This is a genomic window from Acidovorax sp. SUPP2539, assembly GCF_030158975.1.
Classification (GTDB): Bacteria; Pseudomonadota; Gammaproteobacteria; order Burkholderiales; family Burkholderiaceae_C; genus Paracidovorax.
The window spans coordinates 245,426-267,034 of the sequence record NZ_BQXJ01000003.1 but is presented as its reverse complement, the minus strand read 5'-3'; the positions used below and the strand labels follow the sequence as shown (position 1 = coordinate 267,034).

General features: G+C 69.0%; 17 protein-coding genes. 9 read left to right on the top strand and 8 right to left on the bottom strand.

Translation table 11 applies throughout. From position 1 onward, the window contains the following. Positions 1-9 precede the first annotated feature (9 nt). From AVTE2539_RS12500 to AVTE2539_RS12470, 7 genes are all read right to left on the bottom strand, one after another. A complete protein-coding gene (locus tag AVTE2539_RS12500) occupies positions 10-1,044 on the bottom strand; it encodes a patatin-like phospholipase family protein (protein ID WP_284411029.1) in 1,035 nt (344 codons plus the stop codon). Beyond that, positions 1,037-1,420 carry a DUF4870 family protein gene (locus AVTE2539_RS12495; RefSeq protein ID WP_272567628.1) on the bottom strand — a complete coding sequence of 128 codons (384 nt, stop codon included), beginning with the start codon at positions 1,418-1,420 and terminating at the stop codon, positions 1,037-1,039. The genes AVTE2539_RS12500 and AVTE2539_RS12495 overlap by 8 nt, the downstream gene beginning before the upstream one ends. After that, a complete protein-coding gene (locus AVTE2539_RS12490) occupies positions 1,417-1,836 on the bottom strand; it encodes a phosphoribosyl-ATP diphosphatase (RefSeq protein ID WP_284396774.1) in 420 nt (139 codons plus the stop codon). Before AVTE2539_RS12490 ends, AVTE2539_RS12495 begins: the two co-directional genes overlap by 4 nt. Before the next feature lie 11 nt (positions 1,837-1,847). Continuing rightward, a complete protein-coding gene (hisI, locus tag AVTE2539_RS12485; protein WP_487090342.1) occupies positions 1,848-2,255 on the bottom strand; it encodes a phosphoribosyl-AMP cyclohydrolase in 408 nt (135 codons plus the stop codon). Positions 2,256-2,359: 104 nt separating this feature from the next. Then, positions 2,360-2,962 carry a hypothetical protein gene (locus AVTE2539_RS12480; RefSeq protein ID WP_284411027.1) on the bottom strand — a complete coding sequence of 201 codons (603 nt, stop codon included), beginning with the start codon at positions 2,960-2,962 and terminating at the stop codon, positions 2,360-2,362. Continuing rightward, positions 2,959-3,738, bottom strand: coding sequence for an imidazole glycerol phosphate synthase subunit HisF (hisF, locus tag AVTE2539_RS12475; RefSeq protein WP_272551361.1), 780 nt, complete (start codon positions 3,736-3,738; stop codon positions 2,959-2,961). Before hisF ends, AVTE2539_RS12480 begins: the two co-directional genes overlap by 4 nt. 36 nt (positions 3,739-3,774) lie before the next feature. Beyond that, complete coding sequence (locus AVTE2539_RS12470; protein ID WP_284411025.1) at positions 3,775-4,656, bottom strand: D-hexose-6-phosphate mutarotase; 882 nt, start codon at positions 4,654-4,656, stop codon at positions 3,775-3,777. Positions 4,657-4,807: 151 nt separating this feature from the next. Here AVTE2539_RS12470 and AVTE2539_RS12465 point away from each other — a divergent pair, with 151 nt between their 5' ends. Continuing rightward, positions 4,808-6,136: a dicarboxylate/amino acid:cation symporter gene (locus tag AVTE2539_RS12465; protein ID WP_284411023.1), complete on the top strand. Its 1,329-nt coding sequence runs from the start codon at positions 4,808-4,810 to the stop codon at positions 6,134-6,136. A 12-nt stretch (positions 6,137-6,148) separates the two neighbouring features. Here AVTE2539_RS12465 and galE read toward each other — a convergent pair whose 3' ends face one another. Further along, positions 6,149-7,156, bottom strand: coding sequence for a UDP-glucose 4-epimerase GalE (gene galE / locus AVTE2539_RS12460; protein WP_284411021.1), 1,008 nt, complete (start codon positions 7,154-7,156; stop codon positions 6,149-6,151). A 362-nt stretch (positions 7,157-7,518) separates the two neighbouring features. Between galE and AVTE2539_RS12455 the strand changes: the two genes are divergently transcribed. From AVTE2539_RS12455 to AVTE2539_RS12420, 8 genes are all read left to right on the top strand, one after another. After that, positions 7,519-10,377, top strand: coding sequence for a bifunctional glycoside hydrolase/polysaccharide deacetylase family protein (locus AVTE2539_RS12455; protein WP_284411019.1), 2,859 nt, complete (start codon positions 7,519-7,521; stop codon positions 10,375-10,377). Beyond that, entirely contained in the window at positions 10,313-14,362 is a 4,050-nt protein-coding gene (locus tag AVTE2539_RS12450) for a tetratricopeptide repeat protein (RefSeq protein ID WP_284411017.1), read from the top strand. The genes AVTE2539_RS12455 and AVTE2539_RS12450 overlap by 65 nt, the downstream gene beginning before the upstream one ends. Before the next feature lie 23 nt (positions 14,363-14,385). After that, entirely contained in the window at positions 14,386-14,937 is a 552-nt protein-coding gene (locus AVTE2539_RS12445; protein WP_284411015.1) for a penicillin-binding protein activator LpoB, read from the top strand. A 4-nt stretch (positions 14,938-14,941) separates the two neighbouring features. Continuing rightward, complete coding sequence (locus tag AVTE2539_RS12440) at positions 14,942-16,342, top strand: PelD GGDEF domain-containing protein (protein WP_272567618.1); 1,401 nt, start codon at positions 14,942-14,944, stop codon at positions 16,340-16,342. Further along, complete coding sequence (locus tag AVTE2539_RS12435; protein ID WP_284396750.1) at positions 16,335-17,348, top strand: tetratricopeptide repeat protein; 1,014 nt, start codon at positions 16,335-16,337, stop codon at positions 17,346-17,348. Before AVTE2539_RS12440 ends, AVTE2539_RS12435 begins: the two co-directional genes overlap by 8 nt. After that, entirely contained in the window at positions 17,345-18,877 is a 1,533-nt protein-coding gene (pelF, locus tag AVTE2539_RS12430; RefSeq protein WP_284405137.1) for a GT4 family glycosyltransferase PelF, read from the top strand. Before AVTE2539_RS12435 ends, pelF begins: the two co-directional genes overlap by 4 nt. Beyond that, on the top strand, positions 18,877-20,250 hold the full coding sequence (gene pelG / locus AVTE2539_RS12425; protein WP_284396747.1) for an exopolysaccharide Pel transporter PelG: 1,374 nt from the start codon (positions 18,877-18,879) through the stop codon (positions 20,248-20,250). Before pelF ends, pelG begins: the two co-directional genes overlap by 1 nt. A gap of 70 nt (positions 20,251-20,320) precedes the next feature. Further along, the gene (locus AVTE2539_RS12420) at positions 20,321-21,541 is read left to right on the top strand and encodes a spherulation-specific family 4 protein (RefSeq protein WP_284411011.1); all 1,221 of its coding nucleotides are present in this window, start codon (positions 20,321-20,323) and stop codon (positions 21,539-21,541) included. Positions 21,542-21,609: the final 68 nt, after the last annotated feature.

The following is a 21,609-nucleotide window of genomic DNA, read 5'->3' as shown; positions in this document are numbered from 1 at the left end:
GGCGCCGGGTCAGGCATTGTCGGCCATGTTCACCGTGGGCCGCACGCCGACGTCGGCCTGGTGGGCCTGGATCCAGCCCTGCCCCGCGGTGCGGCCCAGCTCGAACAGCTGGCGGATGAACGGCAGGTCCGCGCGCGTCTTGCTCGAGGCGCCAAAGCCCGCCAGCAGCGAGCCGCCGTCGATGCGGTGCATGCGCACGCTCTTGTAGCGCCGCGCATCCAGCTTGCCCTCGGCCAGCAGGCGCCGCACGAACTCGATGGCGCGCATCTCGCCCAGCAGGCTGGCGTTGAAGGTGACCTCGTTCATGCGCTCCATGATCTCGGAGGCGGTGTCGGGCACTTCGGCATGCTCGATGGGGTTGATCTGCACCAGCAGGACGTCGCTGCACTCGGTGTTGTAGATCAGCGGGTACAGGGCCGGGTTGCCGGAGTAGCCGCCGTCCCAGTAGTGCTCGGTGCCGATCTGCACGGCCTTGAACATGAGGGGCAGGCAGGCCGAGGCCATGACGGCATCGGCGCTCAGGGCCTTGCCGGAGAAGATCTCGCCGCGCCCGGTGCGCACGTTGGTGGCGCACACGAAGACGCGGGGGTGGCGCGCGGCGCTCAGCACGTCGAAGTCCACCTCGCGCTCCAGCAGCCGGCGCAGCGGGTTGATGTCCAGCGGGTTCGTCTGGTAGGGCGAGAGCCACTGCGTCATCATGCCCATGAAGGGGCTGGAGGCCAGCGGCACGCCCCACAGCAGGCTGCCCATGGCGCCCACGCCTTCCCACAGCCGCCGCAGCGTAGCGCGCGCCGCCTCGCAGCCGGCGCGGTGCGCCGCGTCGGCGCTGGCATGCCGGTGGGCCTTGGCGGCCAGCGCGAAGCCGTGGGCCAGGGCCACGGCGTTCATGGCGCCCGCGCTCGTGCCGCTGATGCCGTCGAGCGTGAAGCGCCCGTCTTCCAGCAGCGCATCGAGCACGCCCCAGGTCAGCGCGCCGTGCGAGCCGCCGCCCTGCAGGGCGAGGTTGAGCCGCCGCGGCGCTGCGGGGGCCGCTGCCTCAGGCATCGATCGCCTGACCCTTGTTCATCGCCACCATGCCGCGCACGATGCGGTACAGGAACCAGATGGAGATCAGGCCCCAGGCGATCCAGCCCGGCGCGATGAACAGCAGCCACAGCGGCGCGGTCACCACGTAGAGCACGCCGGCCCAGAGGACGGTGCGGATGCGGTACGAGAAATGGCTGGCCTGCCAAGTGCCTTCGGCATCGCTTTTCTTGACCAGGTCGATGACCAGGGCGATGACCAGCAGCAGGGCCCCGGGCTGCGCGCCAGGGATGACGGCGCCGACGGCGACGATCAGGTGCAGGAAGTAGCTGATCCAACCCACGGTCTTGAGCGATTCGGCCCGCTCGTTCGGCTCCACGTCGATGATGTCGCTCACGCGTTGGCTCCTTCGTCGTTGGCGCGGGCCAGGGCCTTGCGCAGGGATTTTTCCTCGATGCCGCTGGTGCCCTCGCGGCGCTCCAGCTCGGCCACCACGTCGGCCGGGGTCAGGCCGTAGTGCGCGAGGGCGATCATGGAATGAAACCACAGGTCGGCCACTTCGTACACCAGCTTGGATGGGTCGGCGCCATGGTCCACGTCCTTGGCGGCCATGACGACCTCGGTGGCTTCCTCGCCGATCTTCTTGAGGAAGGCGTCCGGTCCCTTGTGTAGCAGCCGCGCCACGTAGCTCTTGTCGGCATCGCCGCCATGGGCGGGCTTGCGGCTTTCGATCACGGCGGCCAGCCGCGCGAGCGCGTCTTCGGACGGACGGGCCTGCGGAGCGGCCGGGGCGTCGGTGAGGGGAATGGTCATGGGCATTGCCGTTATTTGTAGATGGACTCGGGGTCTTTCAAGACCGGATCGACCGCCTGCCAGGCGCCGTCCTTAAGCACGCTGAAAAAACAGCTGTGGCGGCCGGTGTGGCAGGCGATGCCCGGCTCGTGGCCGAGCTGCGTCACCTTGAGCAACACCACGTCGTTGTCGCAGTCCAGGCGGATCTCGTGCACCGTCTGCACGTGGCCCGACTCCTCGCCCTTGAACCACAGCTTGCCGCGCGAGCGGCTGAAATACACCGCGCGCCCCAGTTCGGCCGTCTTGGCCAGGGCCTCGCGGTCCATCCACGCGAACATGAGCACATCGCCCGTGGCCGCCTCCTGCGCGATGGCGGGCACTAGGCCCTGCGCATCCCATTTCACTTCGTCGAGCCAGTTCATGGAGTCATTCTCGGTCATTTGCTGCACTGCGGGAAAGGCCTGTTTTGCTATTATTTTTATAGCATAACGCCCTAGTATCGATTGTTCCGAAGGCCATTTTCATGCAAAAAAGCATGCGGACCTCACTGCACCGACAGAAACACCCATTTGCGGTCCCAGTTCGTGCGGCCCAGGTACTTGATGGCGAAGGCGTAGCGGCCGGGCGGCAGTGTGTCCTGCGTGAGCGTCTCCTGCTGCACCACGGCCGGGCGGCCGCCGATGCGCACGTCGGGACTGGCGACGTGCTCGGTCTCGCTCTCCAGGTTCTGCCCGTCGAGGGCGTACACCGTCACGTCGGCCTCCTCGCGGGGCTCGCCGACATGGGCACGCCCGAACGCGTTGGCGAACGTCTCCACATCGAGCGCCGCGGCCCTGCCCAGCGGGCGGCGCACGGTCCAGTACACGTCGCGCACGCCGCCGTCGAGGGCGCGCAACTGCGCCCGCAGGCGTTCGAACTCCTCGCGCGTGGCGATCACCTCCACCGGCTGGCCGCCGATGGTGGCGTCGAAGCAGCGGCCGATGCGGTCGGCGCAAGGCGCGCGGTCGAAGTAGCCCGAGGCATAGGACGGCGCCGGCGTGCTGCCCGCAGAGCGCGGGCCCTGCGCGCAGCCCGCCAGCACGGCGGCGAAAAGGACCGTGCAGATCCCCGCCGCGACGCGGGCGCGGCCCCGGGTGCGGCCCGTCACAGCCGCACCGGAATGCCCCGCTCGGCCATGCGCGCCTTCGCCTGGCCGACGGTGTATTCGCCGTAGTGGAAGATGCTGGCGGCCAGCACGGCATCGGCCCCGCCCTGCTGCACGCCGTCGGCCAGGTGGTCGAGGTTGCCCACCCCGCCCGAGGCGATCACCGGCACGCTGACCGCGTCGCTCACGGCGCGGGTGAGCTGCAGGTCGAAGCCGGACTTGGTGCCGTCGCGGTCCATGCTGGTGAGCAGGATCTCTCCCGCGCCGCGCCGCGCCATCTCGGTGGCCCATTGCAAAACGTCCAGCCCGGTGTTCTTGCGCCCGCCGTGGCTGTACACGTCCCAGCCTTCGCCGCGCGCCTGCAGGTCCTCGCCCTGGCGGCGCTTGGCATCGATGGCCACGACGATGCACTGCGCGCCGTACTTGGCCGAGGCGGCGCTGATGACGTCCGGGTTGGCGATGGCGGCGGAGTTGAAGCTGGTCTTGTCGGCGCCCGCGTTCAGCAGGCGGCGCACGTCTTCCACCGTGCGCACGCCCCCGCCCACGGTGAGGGGAATGAAGACCTGGCTGGCCACGGCCTCGATGATGTGCAGGATGAGGTCGCGCCCGTCGCTGGTGGCGGTGATGTCCAGGAAGGTCAGCTCGTCGGCACCCTGGCCGTTGTAGCGCGCGGCGATCTCCACGGGATCGCCCGCGTCGCGCAGTTCGAGGAAGTTGACGCCCTTGACCACGCGACCGCCGGTCACGTCGAGGCAGGGAATGATGCGTTTGGCAAGCATGGGAAGTCCGAAGAAAGAAACGGGTGAAGGGGCGGCTCAGCCGGCCCCCAGGCGCTGCCAGCCCGACCAGCCGGCGCCGGGCGCCAGGTGCACGGGGTGGTCGATGCAGGCGGCTTCCACGCACACCATGTGCCGGTAGCCGTCGGGGGGCAGGTCGGCCAGCTTCGCGCACAGGGCGGCGCCGGGGTTCCAGATCACCGTGTTGCCCCAGGACGGGCTTTGCGCGAGGGTCAGCGCGTGGTCGCCCGCGTGCAGCCGCAGTGGCGCGGGCGCGGCCGAGAAGATGCAGTCGTATTCGCCGTCGAACGCCACGGGACCCTGCTGCACGGAATGCACGTCGGCCACCGAATCCCAGCGGGCGCAGCCGTCGAGCCCCTCCACGCGGGTGGCGGCGATGTCGCTCACGCGGTAGTAGCCGTGCAGCGCGGCGGTGAAATCCCACGCCGTGGTGCCGGTGTTGCGCACCGACAGGTCGAGCAAGAGGTGTTCGGCGGACAGCGCCACCGTGAGGCGCGCCGCGAAGCCGTGGGGCCACCAGGCGCGCGTCTCGGCCGTGTCGTCCAGCGCGAACACGGCGCGGGCCACGGGGCCATCGCTGCCGCTGTCGCCATCAGCCTCGCTGCGCTCCACCCGCCAGGGCAAGGTGCGCGCGAAGCCGTGCTTGGCCAGCGGGCCGCGCTGGTTGAACTGGGGAAAGCACACGGGAACGCCCCCGCGGATCGGCGAGTGGCCGTCCAGGGCGGCGCGCGGGCTCAGGAAGAACCGCTCGGCGCCGTCACGGCCGGTCCAGGACAGCACCTGGGCGCCCTGCAGCGCGATGGTGGCGGTCTCGCCCGTCGGCAGCGCCAACTGCAGTGCGGGCAGGCCATGGAAGGTCACGGAGCGCGCGGAGGGCGGCACGGGCGGAGTGGCGGTCATCCGGCGATTGTAGGAGCCCGCCACGCGCCGGGCAGGGGCGCGGGGCCGGTGGCAGGGCGGTGTCCCGCATGCAGCACAATCGCGGGTTTTCCCCAAATCGGTGCATCGCCGGCTCCCCGTTTCGGGGCCCACCGGCCGCGCCCTGTCACCCATGCAGCCCAAGAAAAGAAAGCTCCCGCCCGCGGTCGGCATCCTCGTCGCGATGGCGCTCGGCATCGTGATCGGCCACCTGATCCACGCCAACGTGCTCCAGCCGGAGGAAGCCGCGCGCATCGCGGGCTACATCTCCATCGCGTCGGACGTGTTCCTGCGCCTCATCAAGATGCTGATCGCGCCGCTGGTGTTCTCCACCCTGGTGGTGGGCATCGCCCACATGGGTGATGCGTCGTCGGTGGGCCGGGTGTTCGCCAAGGCCATGGGGTGGTTCCTCACGGCATCGCTGGTGTCGCTGCTGCTGGGCCTGGTGCTGGCCAACGTGCTGCAGCCGGGCGCGAACATGGGTCTGGCGCTGCCGGATGCGGGGCAGTCCGCGCACCTGGCGACGTCCAAGTTCACGCTCAAGGACTTCGTGAACCATCTGGTGCCGCGCTCGTTCGTGGAGGCCATGGCCAACAACGAGATCCTGCAGATCGTGGTGTTCTCGATGTTCTTCGGCATCGCCCTGGCGGGCCTGGGCGAGAAGGCCCGCACGCTGGTGCGCGGCATCGAGGAGCTGTCGCACGTGATGCTCAAGATCACCGGCTACGTGATGAAGTTCGCCCCCGTGGCGGTGCTGGCGGCCATGGCCGCCACCGTGGCGGTGAACGGCCTGGGCATCCTGCTGAAGTTCGCCGTGTTCATGGGCGACTTCTACCTGGCGCTGGTGATCCTGTGGGCCGTGCTGATCCTGGCCGGCTACCTGGCCCTGGGCCGGCGCATCATCGTGCTGCTGCGCAACATCCGCGAGGCATTCCTGCTGTCGTTCGCCACGGCCAGCTCGGAAGCGGCCTACCCCAAGCTGCTGGACGCTCTGGACCGGTTCGGCGTGAAGCGCCGCATCTCCAGCTTCGTGATGCCGATGGGCTACTCGTTCAACCTCGACGGCTCGATGATCTACTGCACGTTCGCCACGCTCTTCATCGCGCAGGCCTACGGCATCCACCTGCCGCTGGAGACGCAGGTGACCATGCTGCTGATCCTGATGCTGACCTCCAAGGGCATGGCGGGCGTGCCGCGCGCCTCGCTGGTGGTGATCGCCGCCACGCTCAACCACTTCAACATTCCCGAGGCCGGCCTGCTGCTGATCCTCGGGGTGGACACGTTCCTGGACATGGGCCGCTCGGCGACCAACGCGGTGGGCAATTCGATCGCCGCCGCGGTGGTGGCCAAGTGGGAGGGCGCGCTGCTGTCCGAGGAAGAGGCGGCCGTGCACGCCGCCACGCTGGACACCGAGCCCGATGCGCCGCGCGGCGACGGCGTCCCGGCGCAGGCACCGGCCTGAGACCGCGGCGCGTCAGAGCGTGCGCGCCGCCCCGTCCTGCCAGCGCCAGGCGTCGGCGCACATGCGGTCCAGGCCGTGGTGGGCCTTCCAGCCGAGCAGTTGCTCGGCCAGCGCCGGGTCGGCCCAGCACTGGGCCACGTCGCCCGGCCGGCGCGCCACCACGCGGTAGGGCACCGGGCGGCCGCTCGCGCGCTCGAAGCCGCGCACCATCTCCAGCACCGACACGGGCCGGCCCGTCCCCAGGTTCACGGTGAGCAGGCCGGGGTGCTCGCGCAGATAGCGCAGCGCCGCCACGTGGCCGTCGGCCAGGTCGCACACGTGGATGTAGTCGCGCACGCCCGTGCCGTCGGGGGTGGGGTAGTCGTCGCCGTAGACGCTCAGGCTCTCGCGCATGCCGACGGCGACCTGGGCCACGTAGGGCAGCAGGTTGTTGGGCACGTCCTGCGGGTCTTCGCCGATCAGGCCGCTCTCGTGGGCGCCCACGGGGTTGAAGTAGCGCAGCCGCGCGATGCGCCACTGGCCAGGCTCGGCCGCGTCCACGTCGGCCAGCACCTGCTCCATCATGAGCTTGGTCCAGCCGTAGGGGTTGGTGGCCGACAGGGGGAAATCCTCGCGGATCGGCACCGAGGCCGGTTCGCCGTACACCGTGGCCGACGAGGAGAACACCAGCGACCGCACCCCCGCCTTCTGCATGGCCCGCAGCAGCACCACGGTGCCGGCCACGTTGTTGTCGTAGTAGGCGAGCGGCTGGCGCACCGACTCGCCCACCGCCTTGAGCGCCGCGAAATGCACCACGGCCTCGATGGGGTGCTCGGCAAAGATGCGCGCCAGCAGGGCTTCGTCGCGCACGTCGCCCTCGATGCACTCGGGCGCCTTTCCCGTGATGCGGGCCAGGCGGTCCAGCACCGAGCGGCGGCTGTTGCCGAAGTTGTCCAGGATGAGGTAGGGAATGCCGGCGGCTGCCAGCGCGACGCAAGTGTGGGAGCCGATGAAGCCGGCCCCGCCTGTGACGAGGATCACGAAATTTCTCCTTTTTTGAAACCGGATGCCCGAGCCCCGCGTACCGTGCCGGGCGCCGCGCGAAAGAAGTCGGCGGGAAAACACAAAACCCTGCCAGCCGTCAAGATGGGGAAATGGAGCCGTGCTGGTATTTAACCCGGTGCTGAACTTCGGTGTGGAATATGCACATATGAAACCTATTGTTTCGATTGTTTTTCTTAATGCAGGGGTGTATCCGTCTCCCTTTTCCGCGCCAATGTGTCTATAAGTAGCAACATTCAATCGGAAGAGTCACCGCTTCCACGATGCCAGGCCCAATGATCCGAACGAGATCCCCTGCATCCGAACCGCTTCATCTTGTGCGTCCCCACCCTCGACCCATCGTGCCAACCACGCTTCGACTGTTGTTTTTAAGCCTATTCCTGGTGCTGCCTGCCTGGGGGTGGGCCGCTGCGCCGGCGGTGGCGCTGCACTACGGTCCGACCGCCCCGCTGTCGGAGCTGAAGGTGTTCGACATCGTGGTGGTCGAACCCGGCCATGGTCAGGACCCTGTGGCCTATCGCCAAGGCGGCAGCGAGCTGTATGCCTACGTCTCGGTGGCGGAAGTGCAGTCGTCCCGCCCCTATTACGGCGACATCCCCGCTGCATGGAAGCTGGCCCGCAACGGCGCCTGGAATTCCGAGGTGATCGACCAGACGCCGGCCGACTGGCCCGAGTTCTTCGCCTCCCGCGTGGTCGGCCCGCTGTGGCAAAGCGGCTACCGCGGCTTTTTCCTGGACACCCTCGACTCGTACCGGCTCGCCAACCAGTTTGACGAGGCGGCGCAGCAGGCCGGCATCGTCCGGGTGATCGAACTGCTGCACCAGCGCTTTCCGGGCATCAAGCTCATCCTGAACCGGGGCTTCGAGGTCGTGCCCCGGGTCAAGGACAAGATCCAGATGGTGGCGGCCGAGTCGCTGTACCAGGGCTGGAATGCCGGCGCCCAGCGCTACGAGCCCGTCAAGGCCGAAGACCGCGAATGGCTGCTGGGCCAGTTGCGCACGATTCGCGAGCGCGACGGCCTGCCGGTGCTGGCCATTGACTACGTGCCGCCGGCCGATCGTGAACTGACCCGCGCCACGGCGCAGAAGATCAAGGACTTGGGGTTCATTCCCTGGGTGACGGACAGCCAAGTGCACACCGTCGGCATCGGCAGCATCGAGGTGGTGCCGCGGCGGGTGCTGGTGGTCTATTACGGCGGCGAAAGCCCGGCGCTGAACTACGCCGCAGCCCACCGCTTCCTGCAGATGCCGCTCAACCACATGGGCTACGTGGTGGACTATGCGGACGTGCGCAACGAACTGCCTGCCGGCGTGTACCAGGACCGCTACGCGGGCATCGTGACGTGGTTCTCCGGCTTCCTGCCCGAGACCCGCACCAAGGCGATGAACCAGTGGCTGCAGGCCCGGCTGGCCGAGCGCACGCGCCTGGCGGTGTTCGGCAACTTCGGCTTCGCGCTGGACCGCCAGCTCAACGACAAACTGGGCATCCAGGGCAATGCCTCGCCACCGCGCGGCACGCAAAAGCCCGTGGTCCAGGACCCGATGATGGGCTTCGAGATGGCAGTGGAGCCGGCGGCCCGGGCGCAGTTCGAGCCCGTCATGCGCAACGGCGTGCCGGTGCAGGCGGGCCGCTCCCTGGTGGAGTTCAAGGACCAGCGCGGCCAGTCCTTCGTCGGCGGCGCGATCATGCCCTGGGGCGGCTTCGTGGTGGACCCCTTCGTCGTGGTGGAGGTGCCGGGCACCGACTACGCACGCTGGGTGGTGGACCCCTTCGCCTTCCTCACGCAGGCGCTTCGCCTGCCACCCATTCCGGTGCCGGACGTGACCACCGAGAACGGCCGCCGGCTGATGTTCTCGCACGTGGACGGCGACGGCTTCCCCTCCCTGGCCGAACTGCCGGGCAGCCCCAACGCCGGGCTGGTGCTGCTCAAGGAAGTGTTCGAAAAATACCGCACCGTGCCGCAGACCATGTCCGTGATCGAAGCCGAGATCGCGCCGCACGGCCTGCACCCGGAGATGAGCAAGGAACTGGAGGACATCGCGCGGCGCATGTTCCGCCTGCCCCACGTGGAGATCGCCAGCCACACCTACTCGCACCCGTTCCTGTGGGACCGCAGCGTGCGCCACGGGCTGTTCAGCGAGAACTCGGAAGCCGCCATGAGCCTGGACGTTCCCGGCTACACCATGGACCTGAAACGCGAGATCGTGGGCTCGACCGAATACATCAACACCCGGCTGGCGCCGCCAGACAAGAAGGTCAAGATCCTGCTGTGGTCGGGCGACACCGCGCCCGGCGCCGAGGCGCTGGAGATCACCGAACGCGCGGGCCTGCTCAACATGAACGGCGGCGACACGTCCATCACGCGCACCAACCCCTCGCTCACCGCGGTGGGCGCGCACGGCATCCAGAAGAACGGCTACCTGCAGGTGTACGCGCCCATCACCAACGAGAACATCTACACCAACCTGTGGCGCGGCCCCTACTACGGCTACGAGCAGGTGTTGCAGAGCTTCGAGATGACGGAAACGCCCCGCCGCATCAAGCCCGTGGACATCTACTACCACGTGTACTCCACCACCAAGCGCGCGGGTCTCAACGTGCTGCGCAAGGTGTACGACTGGGCGGTGGCCCAGCCGCTGCACCCGGTGTTCGCCTCGGAGTTCATCCGCAAGGTGCGCGACTTCCACACCTACGCGCTGGCGCGCGACGGCGCGGGCTGGCGCGTGCGCGGCGACGGCGAGCTGCGCACGCTGCGCCTGCCCCCGGCCCTCGGCACGCCGATGGTGCAGGCCAGCCAGGGCGTGGCGGGCTACCGCGCCGGTGCCGAGGGCACCTACGTGCACCTGACCGGCGGCGCGGCGTGGGTGCAGACCCGTGGCGTGGCGGCCGAAACCGGCGCCGCGGCGCCTGCGGCCACGGCCAGCACGCCCGCCGCGGTGGCCCAGGGCCCCTACCTGTTCGATGCCAACGGCCGGCTCGGCGACTGGAACGTGCGCGACCAGGGCGCGCGCACCGAGTTCACGCTGAAGGCCTACGCCCCGCTCGCGTTCAGCGTGGCGGCGGCCGGCAACTGCCAGGTGCGCGCCAACCAGAAACTGCTCACCCCCACGCGGGCGGCCACTCCGGCCGGCCCGGATGTCCAACAATTCCGGATCGCCGATGCTGCTGCGCAAATCCAGCTCCAGTGCCCAGCCCGCTGAGCGCCCCGTCCTGGCGCCTTCGTGGCTGATCGCCCTGCTGGCGAGCATGGTCGGCGGGGGGCTGTGGCTGCTGTACCCCCGCCAGGATCTGGAGCGCCGGCTGTCCGAGACCACCGACATCGCGCTGTCGGTGGCCTACCTGACCAATCTGCTGCGCAGCGATCCCGACAACCCCCGCCTGCGCCTGCTGCTGGCGCAGCGCCAGATCGCCGTGGGCGAAATGGCAGACGCGCGGGCCACGCTGCAGCCCGCGCTGGATTCCAGCGACCCGGAACTGCACCGCGACGCGCTGTGGAGCCTGTGGGACCTGTCGTACGCCGAATACCAGCGCACGCCCGAGAAGGAAACCGAGCGCCGCAAAGCCCAGCGCGAGGGTCTCAAGCGCCAGCTCCAGGCCCTGGCCAAGGAAAAGTGGCCCGCTGACCGCCAATTGCTGCTGGCCCGCCGCGCGGCCGAAATGGAAGACCGCGCCACCGGCGTCGCCATGAGCCGCCAGCTGGCGCAGGAGGCCAAAGACCCGCGCGAGGCAGCGCGCCTATACGAGCGGGCCGCCAAGGAAGCACTGGGCACGGGCGACTACGCGGGCAGCGCCGAGCTGTACATGCTGGCGCGCCAGGTCACGCCCGACCCGGAACAGGCCAAGGCCTACTACCTGGCCGCCGTGCGCACGCTGCAGTCGGGCAACCAGCCCGTGGCCGCCCTGGCCCTGGCCGAGCGCGAGATCGGCCCCCTGGCCGACGACCCGCAGACGCTGCTCATGATCACCAACCTGGCCCGGGCGGCCGGTAAGCCGGCGGTGGCGGACCTCTATGTGCGGCGCCTGCTGCGCATCTCGCTCAGCCCGCCCTGGCCGGCACCGCCCAGCGCATTGGCCCAGGGCGACGATGCCGAAGCCATGCGGCCCGTGGGCGCCCTGCTGCGCCCCTTGACGAGCGCCCCTACAGCGGCCGCGCCGCTGCACCGGTACGACGATGGCGCCCACCTGATGGTGCCGCCGTGGCTGCGCCTGCAAGCACCCGACACCGTGCCCGCCGGACCCTGGCGCCTGCAGCGCATGGCGCAGGCGGCAGAAGCCACGCCCGCAGCAACCGCCGCCGCACCGGCCACCCCTGCCGCGCGGCCCGCGCCGCGCAATGTGCCGCCGCCCGGCCTGCCTTTCGACGACAAGATCTACACGCTGGGCTACGAGGTCTTTCTCGAAAACCGCAAGCTGGACGACGCCTGGGCGCTGGCCAACGCCGCCGTGCAGCAGCAGCCGCAGGACCTCGCGTGGCGCGAGCGGCTGGCCCAGGTGTCCGAATGGACGCAGCGCCCCGCCCCGGCGCTGGAGAACTGGCTTTTCATCGCCCGGCAGACGCAGAAGGAGGCCGCCTGGCAGGCCGTGCTGCGCCTGGCGCCGGGCCAGTTCGACGACGGCGCCCTGGTGCTTGCCCTGCGCCACCAGTTGCGCAGCCGGCCCGACAACTTCAACCTGGTGCGCGCGCTGGTGGATGCCTATGAGCGCATCGGCGAGCCGCAGCCCGCCATCGACTACCTGAAGGACCACGCCAAGAGCCCGCAAGCGGTGGAACTGCTGGCCAACCTCGCCGAACGCGCGGGCCAGCCCACCCTCGCGCTCGACAACTGGCGCCGCCTGCTGGCCGACAAGGCCCAGGTGACACCCGCCCGCGCCATGCGCGCGGCCATCCTCGCCCTCACCCACGGCCGGCCCGACGAAGGCCTGAAGTGGCTGGAGACGGCCCAGCAGCAGCAATTGCCCGCGCAGGACATGGAGACCGACTTCTGGCGGCTCACGGGCCAGCTGGCCGAGAGCCGCGAACGCAACGACCTGGCCGTGCAAGCCTACCGGCGCCTGGTGGAAACCAAGGGCACGGATGTGTCGGACTTCGACGCCCTGGTGCGCCTGCTCATCACCGACCAGCCGCTGGAAGCCGCGCGCGTGTCCGTGCTGGCCTGGCAGCGGTTCGACGAGCCGCGCTACCTGGTCGAGGCCCTGGCGCTGTATTCGGGCCGCAGCCGGTGGGAGGCGTTCGGCCCCCTGCTCGCCCAGCTGGACGCGAGCCCCACGGCGACCCGGCGCTCGCTGGCGCGCTTTTGGCAGATTCCCGAGTTCCTGCGGCTGGCCGGCACCTACTACCAGAACACCGGCAACCTGCCCGAGGCGCGCCGGCACTTCGAAGCCGGCCTGCGGCTGAGCCCCGATTCGTCGGAGATGCGCCAGGCGCTGATGTGGCTGTTCATCGACAGCAACGATGCCGTCTCGCTGCGCACCCTGCTGGCCACGCAGGAGCGCAGCTGGGCACGCGACAGCGATGTGCACGATGCGCTGGCGGCGGCCTACCAGGCCCTGTCGCTGCCGCAGGTGGCGCTGGACCGCTACCTCACGCCACACCTGCGGGAGCACCAGGACGACTTCCTGTGGCTCATGAACTACGCCGACGCGCTGGACCAGAACCAGCAGTCCGACCGCTCGTGGCGGCTGCGCCGCGAACTGCTGTCGCGCGAATGGAAATCGGTGCGCAAGGGCGACGGCGGCGTGCGCCTCACGCCCGCGCAGGCACGCCAGCGCTGGCTCACCGAAGAAGGCCTGGACCAGACCCGGCGCATCGCCCGCACCCGGCTGTTCCTCACGCAGCGGCCCGGCGACCCCTCGGTCGACGTGCTGCGCGAACTGCTGCGCCTGGACCGCGACGCCCAGGGCGGCATGTCCAACGCAGCGGCCGAGACGGCCATCGGCTGGCTGCAGGACGCCGGCGAATACACGGCCGAGCGCGGCTTCCTGTGGCACCAGTACGCCCGCAGCCGCGGCGTGCGCAGCAACCGCCCGCTGTGGGCCGAGATCACGGTCGCGCTGGCCGAAGACGACAAGGCCGCCACCGGCCAGCTGCTGCAGGAGTTCGACGAACGCCTGCCCCGCTACGACCGCGTGAACGCGGCGCGCGCCGTGAACGACATCCGCCTCGCGCAGACCGCCGCCTTCGACGCCCAGCAGGACCAGCACGAGGACCAGCCCCTGCACCTGCAGCTCACCGAAAGCCTGCTGGCCTTCAGCGACCACGCGGGCACCAAATTGCAGTTCCAGCAGTTGGGCGGCATGGACGAGAGCGAGGCCGACGCGGTGTTCCACATCGCCATCAGCCCGCGGCTGGCCATGGACGTGAACTTCATCAGCATCCGCCGGCATGCCACCAATGCCCTCGTGGTGCGCAACCCGCCCGACGAGCGTGCGCTGGACGTGCAGGTGCGCTGGCGCCATCCCGACGGCGAGACGATGTTCCGCGCAGGCCGCCGCGAGAGCTTTCTGGCCTACACGCCGCTGCAGGTCGAGCACGAGCAGCGCATCGACAACCGGCTGACGCTGCGCATGGAACTCGGCATGCAGCTGCCCAGCCAGGAAAGCCTGGCGCTGCGCATCGCCGGCATGAAGGACCGCGCCGGCGCCAGCCTGCGCTACCAGGCCACGCGGCAGGACCAGTTCACCATCGGCTATGCCGACGAGCGCTACACGCTGCAGACCGGCGCCTCGCTGGGCAGCGGCCGCCACACGTCGATCAACTACACGCACACCTACCGGCAGGAGACGCCGCTGCTGGAGTTCGGCGCGTTCTGGTCGCACCACGATTTTTCGCGGCGCGACCTGAGCACGCTCGCACCGCGGGACCTGGAAGTGCGCCGCTACGTGCCCGTGAACGCCGGTCCGCTGGGGCAGGACTTCTTCCTGCCCGAGAGCTTCAGCTTCTATGGCCTGCAGGTGTCCACCAACATGCGCTACGAGCAGGAATACACGCGCGCCCTGCTGCCGTTCGCCACGGCCAGCCGCACCTGGCACAGCGTGCTCGGCCCGGGCTACGAACTGCGCCTGGGCATGGCCGGCAGCGTGCTCGGCTCCGATCACCTGGGCCTGAGCTGGGGCGTGGGCAAGTCGGGCCTGCAGCTGCAGGGCCTCACGCGCAGCCTGCTGTTCACCTACCGTCTCCATTTCTGATGTCGTCTCCAAAGGAATCCACCATGCAACACCAACGCACCCTGCTGCAACGCCTGCAAGTTTTCGCCGCCGGCGGCGCCCTGCTGCTGCTGGCCGCCTGCTCCACCATCGACCGGGGCGAGCCACCCGCGCTGGAGCGCAATGCCACGTGGGTGGTGCTGCCGTTCGCCAACCACACCGAGACCCCGCTGGCCGGCAACCGCGCCGAAGCCATTGCGCAGGCCCTGCTGCATGCGCGCGGCGTTGGCCGCATCCAGCGCTATCCCACCACCACGCAGCAGGAAGCGCTGTTCGATGCGGGCGACGCCAAGCGCCAGCAGGAAGTGCTGGCCTGGGCACGCGAGCAACAGGCGAAATACGCCCTCACGGGGGCGGTGGACGAATGGCGCTACAAGGTCGGCGTGGACGGCGAGCCCGCTGCGGGCGTGACGCTGCAGATCATCGACGTGGCCTCCGGCGACACGATCTGGAGCGGCACCGGCGGCAAGAGCGGCTGGAGCCGCGAAGCTCTTTCCGGCGTGGCGCAGAAGCTGATCCGCGACCTGCTGGATTCCGGCCTGTCCCGAGCCCGCTGAAGCCATGGCATCAGAGACCCCCTCGTCGGTGGAACAGCGGCGGCGCACCGTCGGGGCGGCCGCGCCCGAGCCGCCGGCCAAGCCGAGCGTGCGGCACCTGCCCTCCAACCTGCTGGGCAAGCTGGCCGACACCGACACCCGTCCGGCCATCATGCTGGGCGAGACGCTGCTGTTGCCGATCATCGCGCTCGCGCTGGGCATGCTGCTGGAGCCCTTCGACCCGCTGTGGAGCGAGGCCGCGTTCCCCTGGTCCTGGCTGGCCCCGGTGATCGTGGCCCTGCGCTACGGCCCGCTGGCCGGGCTGGGCGGCGCCTGCGTGCTGCTGGCCGGCTGGCTGGCGCTCAACTTCGGGCACTACGACACCTTTCCGCAGATCTTCTTTCTCGGCGGCCTGATCCTCGTGATGCTGGTGGGCGAGTTCTCCAGCCTCTGGCAGGCGCGCACCCGCCGGGCCGAGAACGTGCAGCTGTACCTGGACCAGCGCCTGGAGCACCTGGTGCGCCAGTACTACCTGCTGCGCCTGTCGCACGACCGCCTGGAGCAGGAGCTGATCGGCCGGCCGATGTCCATGCGCGATGCACTGTCCACGCTGCAGGCGCTGGGCGGCTCCGAAGAGGACGCGGCCCAGGGCGCGCAGACCCTGCTGCGGCTGCTGGCCCAGTACTGCCAGCTCGAATCCGCGGCGCTGTACGCCGCCACGGAAGACAGCATCGAAGCCCGGGCCGTGGCCCGCATCGGCAGCGGCGCCGAGCTGGACGCGCGCGACCCGCTCGTACAGCAGGCACTGGAAACCCGCAAGCTCTGCCACGTGAGCCAGATGCTGGCGGACCAGCAGCAGACCCGCTACCTCGCCGCCGCGCCGCTGCTGGACCTTGGGGGCGAGATCTACGGGCTGCTGGTGATCGAGGACATGCCGTTCTTCTCGCTGCAGGCCGAGAACCTGCAGACCATCAACCTGCTGCTGGGCTACTACACCGACGGCCTGGCCATGCAGACGGTGGCCGCGCCGATCCTGAAGGAGCTGCCGCAGTGCCCCGCCGACTTCGCCTTCGAAGCGCAGCGCCTGGCGCACATCCGCGACACGGCCAAGGTGCCCAGCGTGATCGTGGCGCTGGAGTTTCTGCCGCGCGCCATGGAGGCCGGCCTGCCGGGCCAGATCGAGCGGCTGAAACGCGAGCTGGACGAAAGCTGGCTCATCACCGGCAACGATCGCCAGGTGCTCGCCATGCTGATGCCGCTGGGCGACAACGCCACCGCCGAGGGCTACATCAACCGCCTGGAGGTCTGGTCGGGCCAAAAGAGCGGCAAGCCGCTGGCCGAGGCCGGCGTGTTTCCGCACATCATCCCGCTGAACGGCGAGCCCCTGGCCGTGCTCAAGCGGCTGAACGGGATGGCCCATGCTTAACCTCAAGTTCGCCATCTCCGCGCTGCTGCTGGAGATCGGCGCATGGAGCGGGCCCGCGCTGCTGCAGGGCCACACGGATGCGGCCCTGTCGAGCTACCTGCTGGTGCACGCCCTGGCCTGCGTGATGCTGTCCTTCTTTCTGCTGCCCCTGCTGTCGGGCGAGCAGGCCCGGCCGCGCGCGCCGGTGCTGGGCCTGATGGCGGTGTTCAGCTATGCCGTGCCCATCGTCGGATTCATCGGGGTGATCGCCGCCGTGGTGGTGCTGCGCATCTACCGCAGCCCTTCGTCGCAGGGCGACTTCGAATCGCTGCGGCTGCCGGAGTTCGATCGCCACCAGCGCATGCAGGGGAGCTTTCGCCAGTCCGGTTTGCGGTCCTTCTTGGGCAACAGCCAGGCCCCGATGCAGACACGCATGCGCGCCATGGTGGCGCTGCAGCACGTGTCCGGCCGCATTGCCTCGCCCCTGTTGCGCACGGTGCTGAGCGATCCGAGCGAGGATTTGCGCCTGCTCGCCTACGGCATGCTGGACACCCTGGAAAAGCGCATCAACCGCACCATCGACAGCGAACTGGATGCGCTGCGCCTGGCCAAGGAGACCGAAGGCGAAGTGCCGGGGCCGCTCACCGTCGAATCGGCCTTCCGTCTGTCCGACCTGTATTGGGAGCTGGTTTATCAGGAACTGGTGCAGGGCGACCTGCGCGACCACGCCGTGAAGGAATCGCTGCAGTACTGCGACCAGGTGCTGGCGCAGCAGCCGGACCATCCGCAACTGAACCTGCGCCGCGGCCGCCTGCTGCACCTGCTGGGCCGCGTGGAAGAGGCCGAAGCCGCCTACGCGCTCGCCCGGAACTTGGGATTGCCCGCCACGCGCGTACTGCCCTACCAGGCCGAACTGTGCTTTGAGCGGCGCGACTTCGCGCAGACGCGCGAACTGGTGCAGCAGCTCAACCAGTGGCGCGCGCTGCCCCGGCTGCGCCCCGTCCTCGACTACTGGAGCGCGCCATGACAGGGCCCAAAGCCAGCGAGGCGGATGTGGCCCTGCTGCTGGAGGGCACCTTCCCCTATGTGAGCGGGGGCGTGTCGAGCTGGATCAACCAGATCATCCGTGCCTACCCGGAGTACCGCTTTGCCATCGTCTTCCTGGGCAGCCGCCGCGAGGACTATTCCGCGTTCAAGTACGAGCTGCCGCCGAACGTCGTTCACTTCGAGGAGCACTACCTCTACGACCACCTGGGCGTGCGCACCCTGCCCGCGCGGCGCAAGGGCAGCCGCGCGGCCCTGGACATGGTGCACACCCTGGTCGAGTCGTTCCGCACGGGCGACCGCAGCCCGCAGACGATGGCCGCGTTCCGCGAGATCACCCAGCAGATGCAGCCGGGCGGACGCCTGCCGCTGGAGGATTTCCTCTACAGCGAGCGGGCGTGGGAAATCATCTGCAAGAGCTACCGCGACCATTGCACCGACCCGTCGTTCGTGGACTACTTCTGGACGGTGCGCATCATGTACCAGCCGCTGTGGACGCTGGCCCGCGTGGCGCAGCAGCTCATTCCGGTGCGCGTGGTGCATTGCGCCTCCACGGGGTACGCCGGCTTCCTCGGCGGGCTGATCGAGCAGGCGCGCGGCGTGCCGCTGATCCTGTCGGAGCACGGCATCTACACCAAGGAACGCAAGATCGACCTGTTCAAGAGCGAGTGGATCCGCGACAACCGCAACATCTTCCAGCGCGACCCGACCGAGCTGTCGTACTTCCGCCAGATGTGGATCCAGTTCTTCGAATGGCTGGGCTACTACTGCTACGCGGCCGCCGACCCGATCATTGCGCTCTACGAAACCAACCGGCTGCGGCAGGTGACCGATGGCGCCGAGGCATCGCGCACCTTCAACATCCCGAACGGCATCAACCTGGGCCGCTTCGCCCCATTGCGCGACAAGCGCCCCGCCCAGGTGCCGCCGATTCTGTGCCTCATCGGCCGCGTCGTGCCCATCAAGGACATCAAGACCTTCATCCGCGCCATGCGCCGCGTGGTCAACCAGCTGCCGCAGGCCGAGGGCTGGATCGCCGGCCCGACCGAGGAGGACCCGGCCTATGCCCAGGAATGCACGAACCTCGTGCGCAGCCTGGGGCTGGAGCAGAACATCCGCTTCCTGGGCTTTCAGCGCGTGGAAGACCTCATGCCGCGCATCGGGCTGGTGATCCTGTCGTCGATCAGCGAGGCGCTGCCCCTGGTGATCCTGGAGGGTTACGCCGCGGGCGTGCCCACCGTGTCCACCGACGTGGGGTCGTGCCGCCAGCTCATCGAAGGGCTGGACGATGAAGACAAGGCGCTGGGCGCCTCGGGCAAGGTGGTGCCGATCGCCGACCCGCAGCGCCTGGCCGACGCCTCGCTGTCGCTGCTCAACGACCCCGCCGCCTGGGAGAGCGCCAGCCGGGCGGCCATCGCGCGCGTGGAGCGCTACTACACCGACACCATGATGTTCGACCGCTACCGCCGCGTGTACGAGAACGCGTTCCAGAAGACGGAGGGCCCCCGCTGATGGCTGGCATCGGATTCGAACTGCGCCGCATGCTGCGCAAGAACACGCTGGTGAGCCTGGTGCAGGCCTACGCCTATGCGGGCGTCATCGGCTCGGGCCCGTGGGTGTTCTCCATCGTGGGCATCCTGCTCATCGGTATCTTCAGCGCCAGCGTGGTGGTGCCGGGCTTTCTGGTCACGCAGTTCCAGACCTCGGTCACCTACATGGTGGCGGGCAGCCTGATCCTCACGGGGCTGGTTCAGCTGGCCTTCACGCGCTTCGTGTCCGACCGGCTCTTCGAAAAGCGCAAGGACCTCATCCTGCCCAACCTGCACGGGCTGCTGCTGGTGGTCACGCTCGTGGCCGGTGCCCTGGGCACGATCGCGCTGTTCCTGCTGCTGCCCAACCTGGGGCTGGTGTACCGCATGCTGATGCTGGCGGGCTTCACCCTGATGTGCGACGTGTGGGTGCTGACGGTGCTGCTGTCCGGCATGAAGCGCTACAAGGAGATCGTGGTGCTGTTCGGGCTGGCCTACGCGGTGATCGTGATCGGCTCGCTCTTCATGCGCCCCTGGGGCCTGGAGGGGCTGCTGACGGGCTTCGTGCTGGGCAACTACCTGCTGCTGGCCGGCATGTGGATCCTGGTGGTGCAGGAATTCAACCCCAAGGGCCGGCTGATCGCGTTCGACTTCGCGGAGCGCAAGCTGCTGTATCCGTCGCTCGTGGCCATCGGGTTCCTCTACAACTTCGGGATCTGGATCGACAAGTTCATGTTCTGGTACTTCCCACCGACGTCCCAGAACATCATCGGCGGGCTGCGCGCATCGCTCATCTACGACCTGCCGGTGTTCCTGGCCTACCTGTCCATCATTCCGGGCATGGCGGTGTTCCTGGTGCGCATCGAGACCGACTTCGTCGAGTACTACGACAAGTTCTACGACGCGGTGCGCAGCGGCGGCTCGCTCGAGTACATCGAGGCCATGCGCGACGAGATGGTGTATTCGATCCAGCAAGGGCTGGGCGAAATCGGCAAGATCCAGACGCTGGCCATCCTGGTCACCTTCGTGGCCGGCCCGGCGCTGCTGGACGTGCTGGGCATCTCGCGGCTTTACCTGCCGTTGCTGCACGTGCAGGTGATCGGCGCGGGCCTGCAGGTGGGGCTGATGGCCATCCTGAACGTGTTCTTCTACCTGGACCAGCGCCGCATCGTGCTGCTGCTGTGCGTGCAGTTCGTGCTGCTGAACATCGCGCTCACCGGCTTCACGCTGTATGCCGGCGCGGCCCTGTATGGCTACGGCTTCGCGCTGTCCACGCTGCTCACGCTGTGCACTGGCATGTACCTGCTGTCGCGCCAACTCAACCGGCTGGAGTACGAAACCTTCATGCTGCAGTAGCCCGGCCCGCGTTCGGTGGACAATGGCAAAAACTGAAATCCACCCGGGCCACAGAAAAAAGGGAGGCGCCATGCCGAACGCGATCCATCGTGCCTTGCCGAGCCGCGCTGCGCTGCGGCTGGCGTTCTGGACGGTCTCCGGATTGCTCGCCGCAGGGCTGGCCGGCTGCGGGGGCGGCGGCAGCGAACCCGCAGAAACCTCGGCGCAAAAAGCCGAAGCTGCCACGGCAGGTGCGCAGGCCGCCTTCGCCGCCCCGCTCGACCAGGATGTATTCGACGCCGGAGCCAGCGTGCCGGTCTCCCTCACGGTGCAGGCGGGGGTCGCCAGCGCCATCACTGACGGCGTGTCCGTCGATTTTTCCGCCACCTCGGGCAGCTTTGCGCCGCCGGTGGCCGCGCTGCGCGGCGGCGAGGCCGGCACCACCTTCACCCCCGCCGGGCTGGGGCGCCAGACCCTGACCGCTTCGGTGGCCTCGAGCGGCGGCGCCGTGACCGCCTCGCGCATCCTTTACGTGCGCCCGGCCGCCGCACCCATGGAAGTGCTGGTCCCCGCGTATTTCTACCCCTCGGCGGGCTCGCCCTGGGACGCCATGACCGCCGGCGCCAGCGCGTACCCCTCCGTCAGCGTCACGGCCATTCTCAACCCCAGCAACGGCGTCTTCACCCGCGCCAACCCCGAGTTCACGGCCGCCGCCACGGCCTTCGTGCAGGCGGGAGGCAAGCTGCTGGGCTACGTGTACACCGGCTACGGATCGCGCTCGATCAGCAAGGTCAAGGGCAACATCGACAAATACCTCAGCCTCTACGGTACCGGGCTGGTGAGCGGCTTTTTCATCGACGAGATGTCGTCCGCGCCCGGCCGGATCAACTACTACCGGCAACTGTTCGACTACATCAAGAGCAAAGGCGCCAGCTTGCGCGTGGTGGGCAACCCGGGCACCGTGCCCAATGCCGCCTATGCCGCCGTGGCCGATACCCTGGTGACCTTCGAGAACCGCAACGCGGCCTTTGCCGACTACGATCCCCGCGCCAGCGGTGGCTGGCTCTACCAGATGGCCAACACGCGCCAGAACGCTCTGGTGCACGACGCGGCCGACTGCGTAGCCATGCAGGGCGCCGTGCGTGCAGCGGCCACGGCCCGCGTGAACAGCGGCGTGATCTACGTCACCGACGACACCTTCAACCCCGACACGCAGGAAGGCAACCCCTGGGACACCCTTCCGGCCTACTGGACCCGACTGCTGGGCACCGTGGATTCCGTCAACCGGGGCGCCACGCTGCCCACCTGCTGACCCGCAGATCCGCATCCGGCACGCCGATTGCACCAGTCCCCATCCAACCCCTCGCCATCCCCATTCCC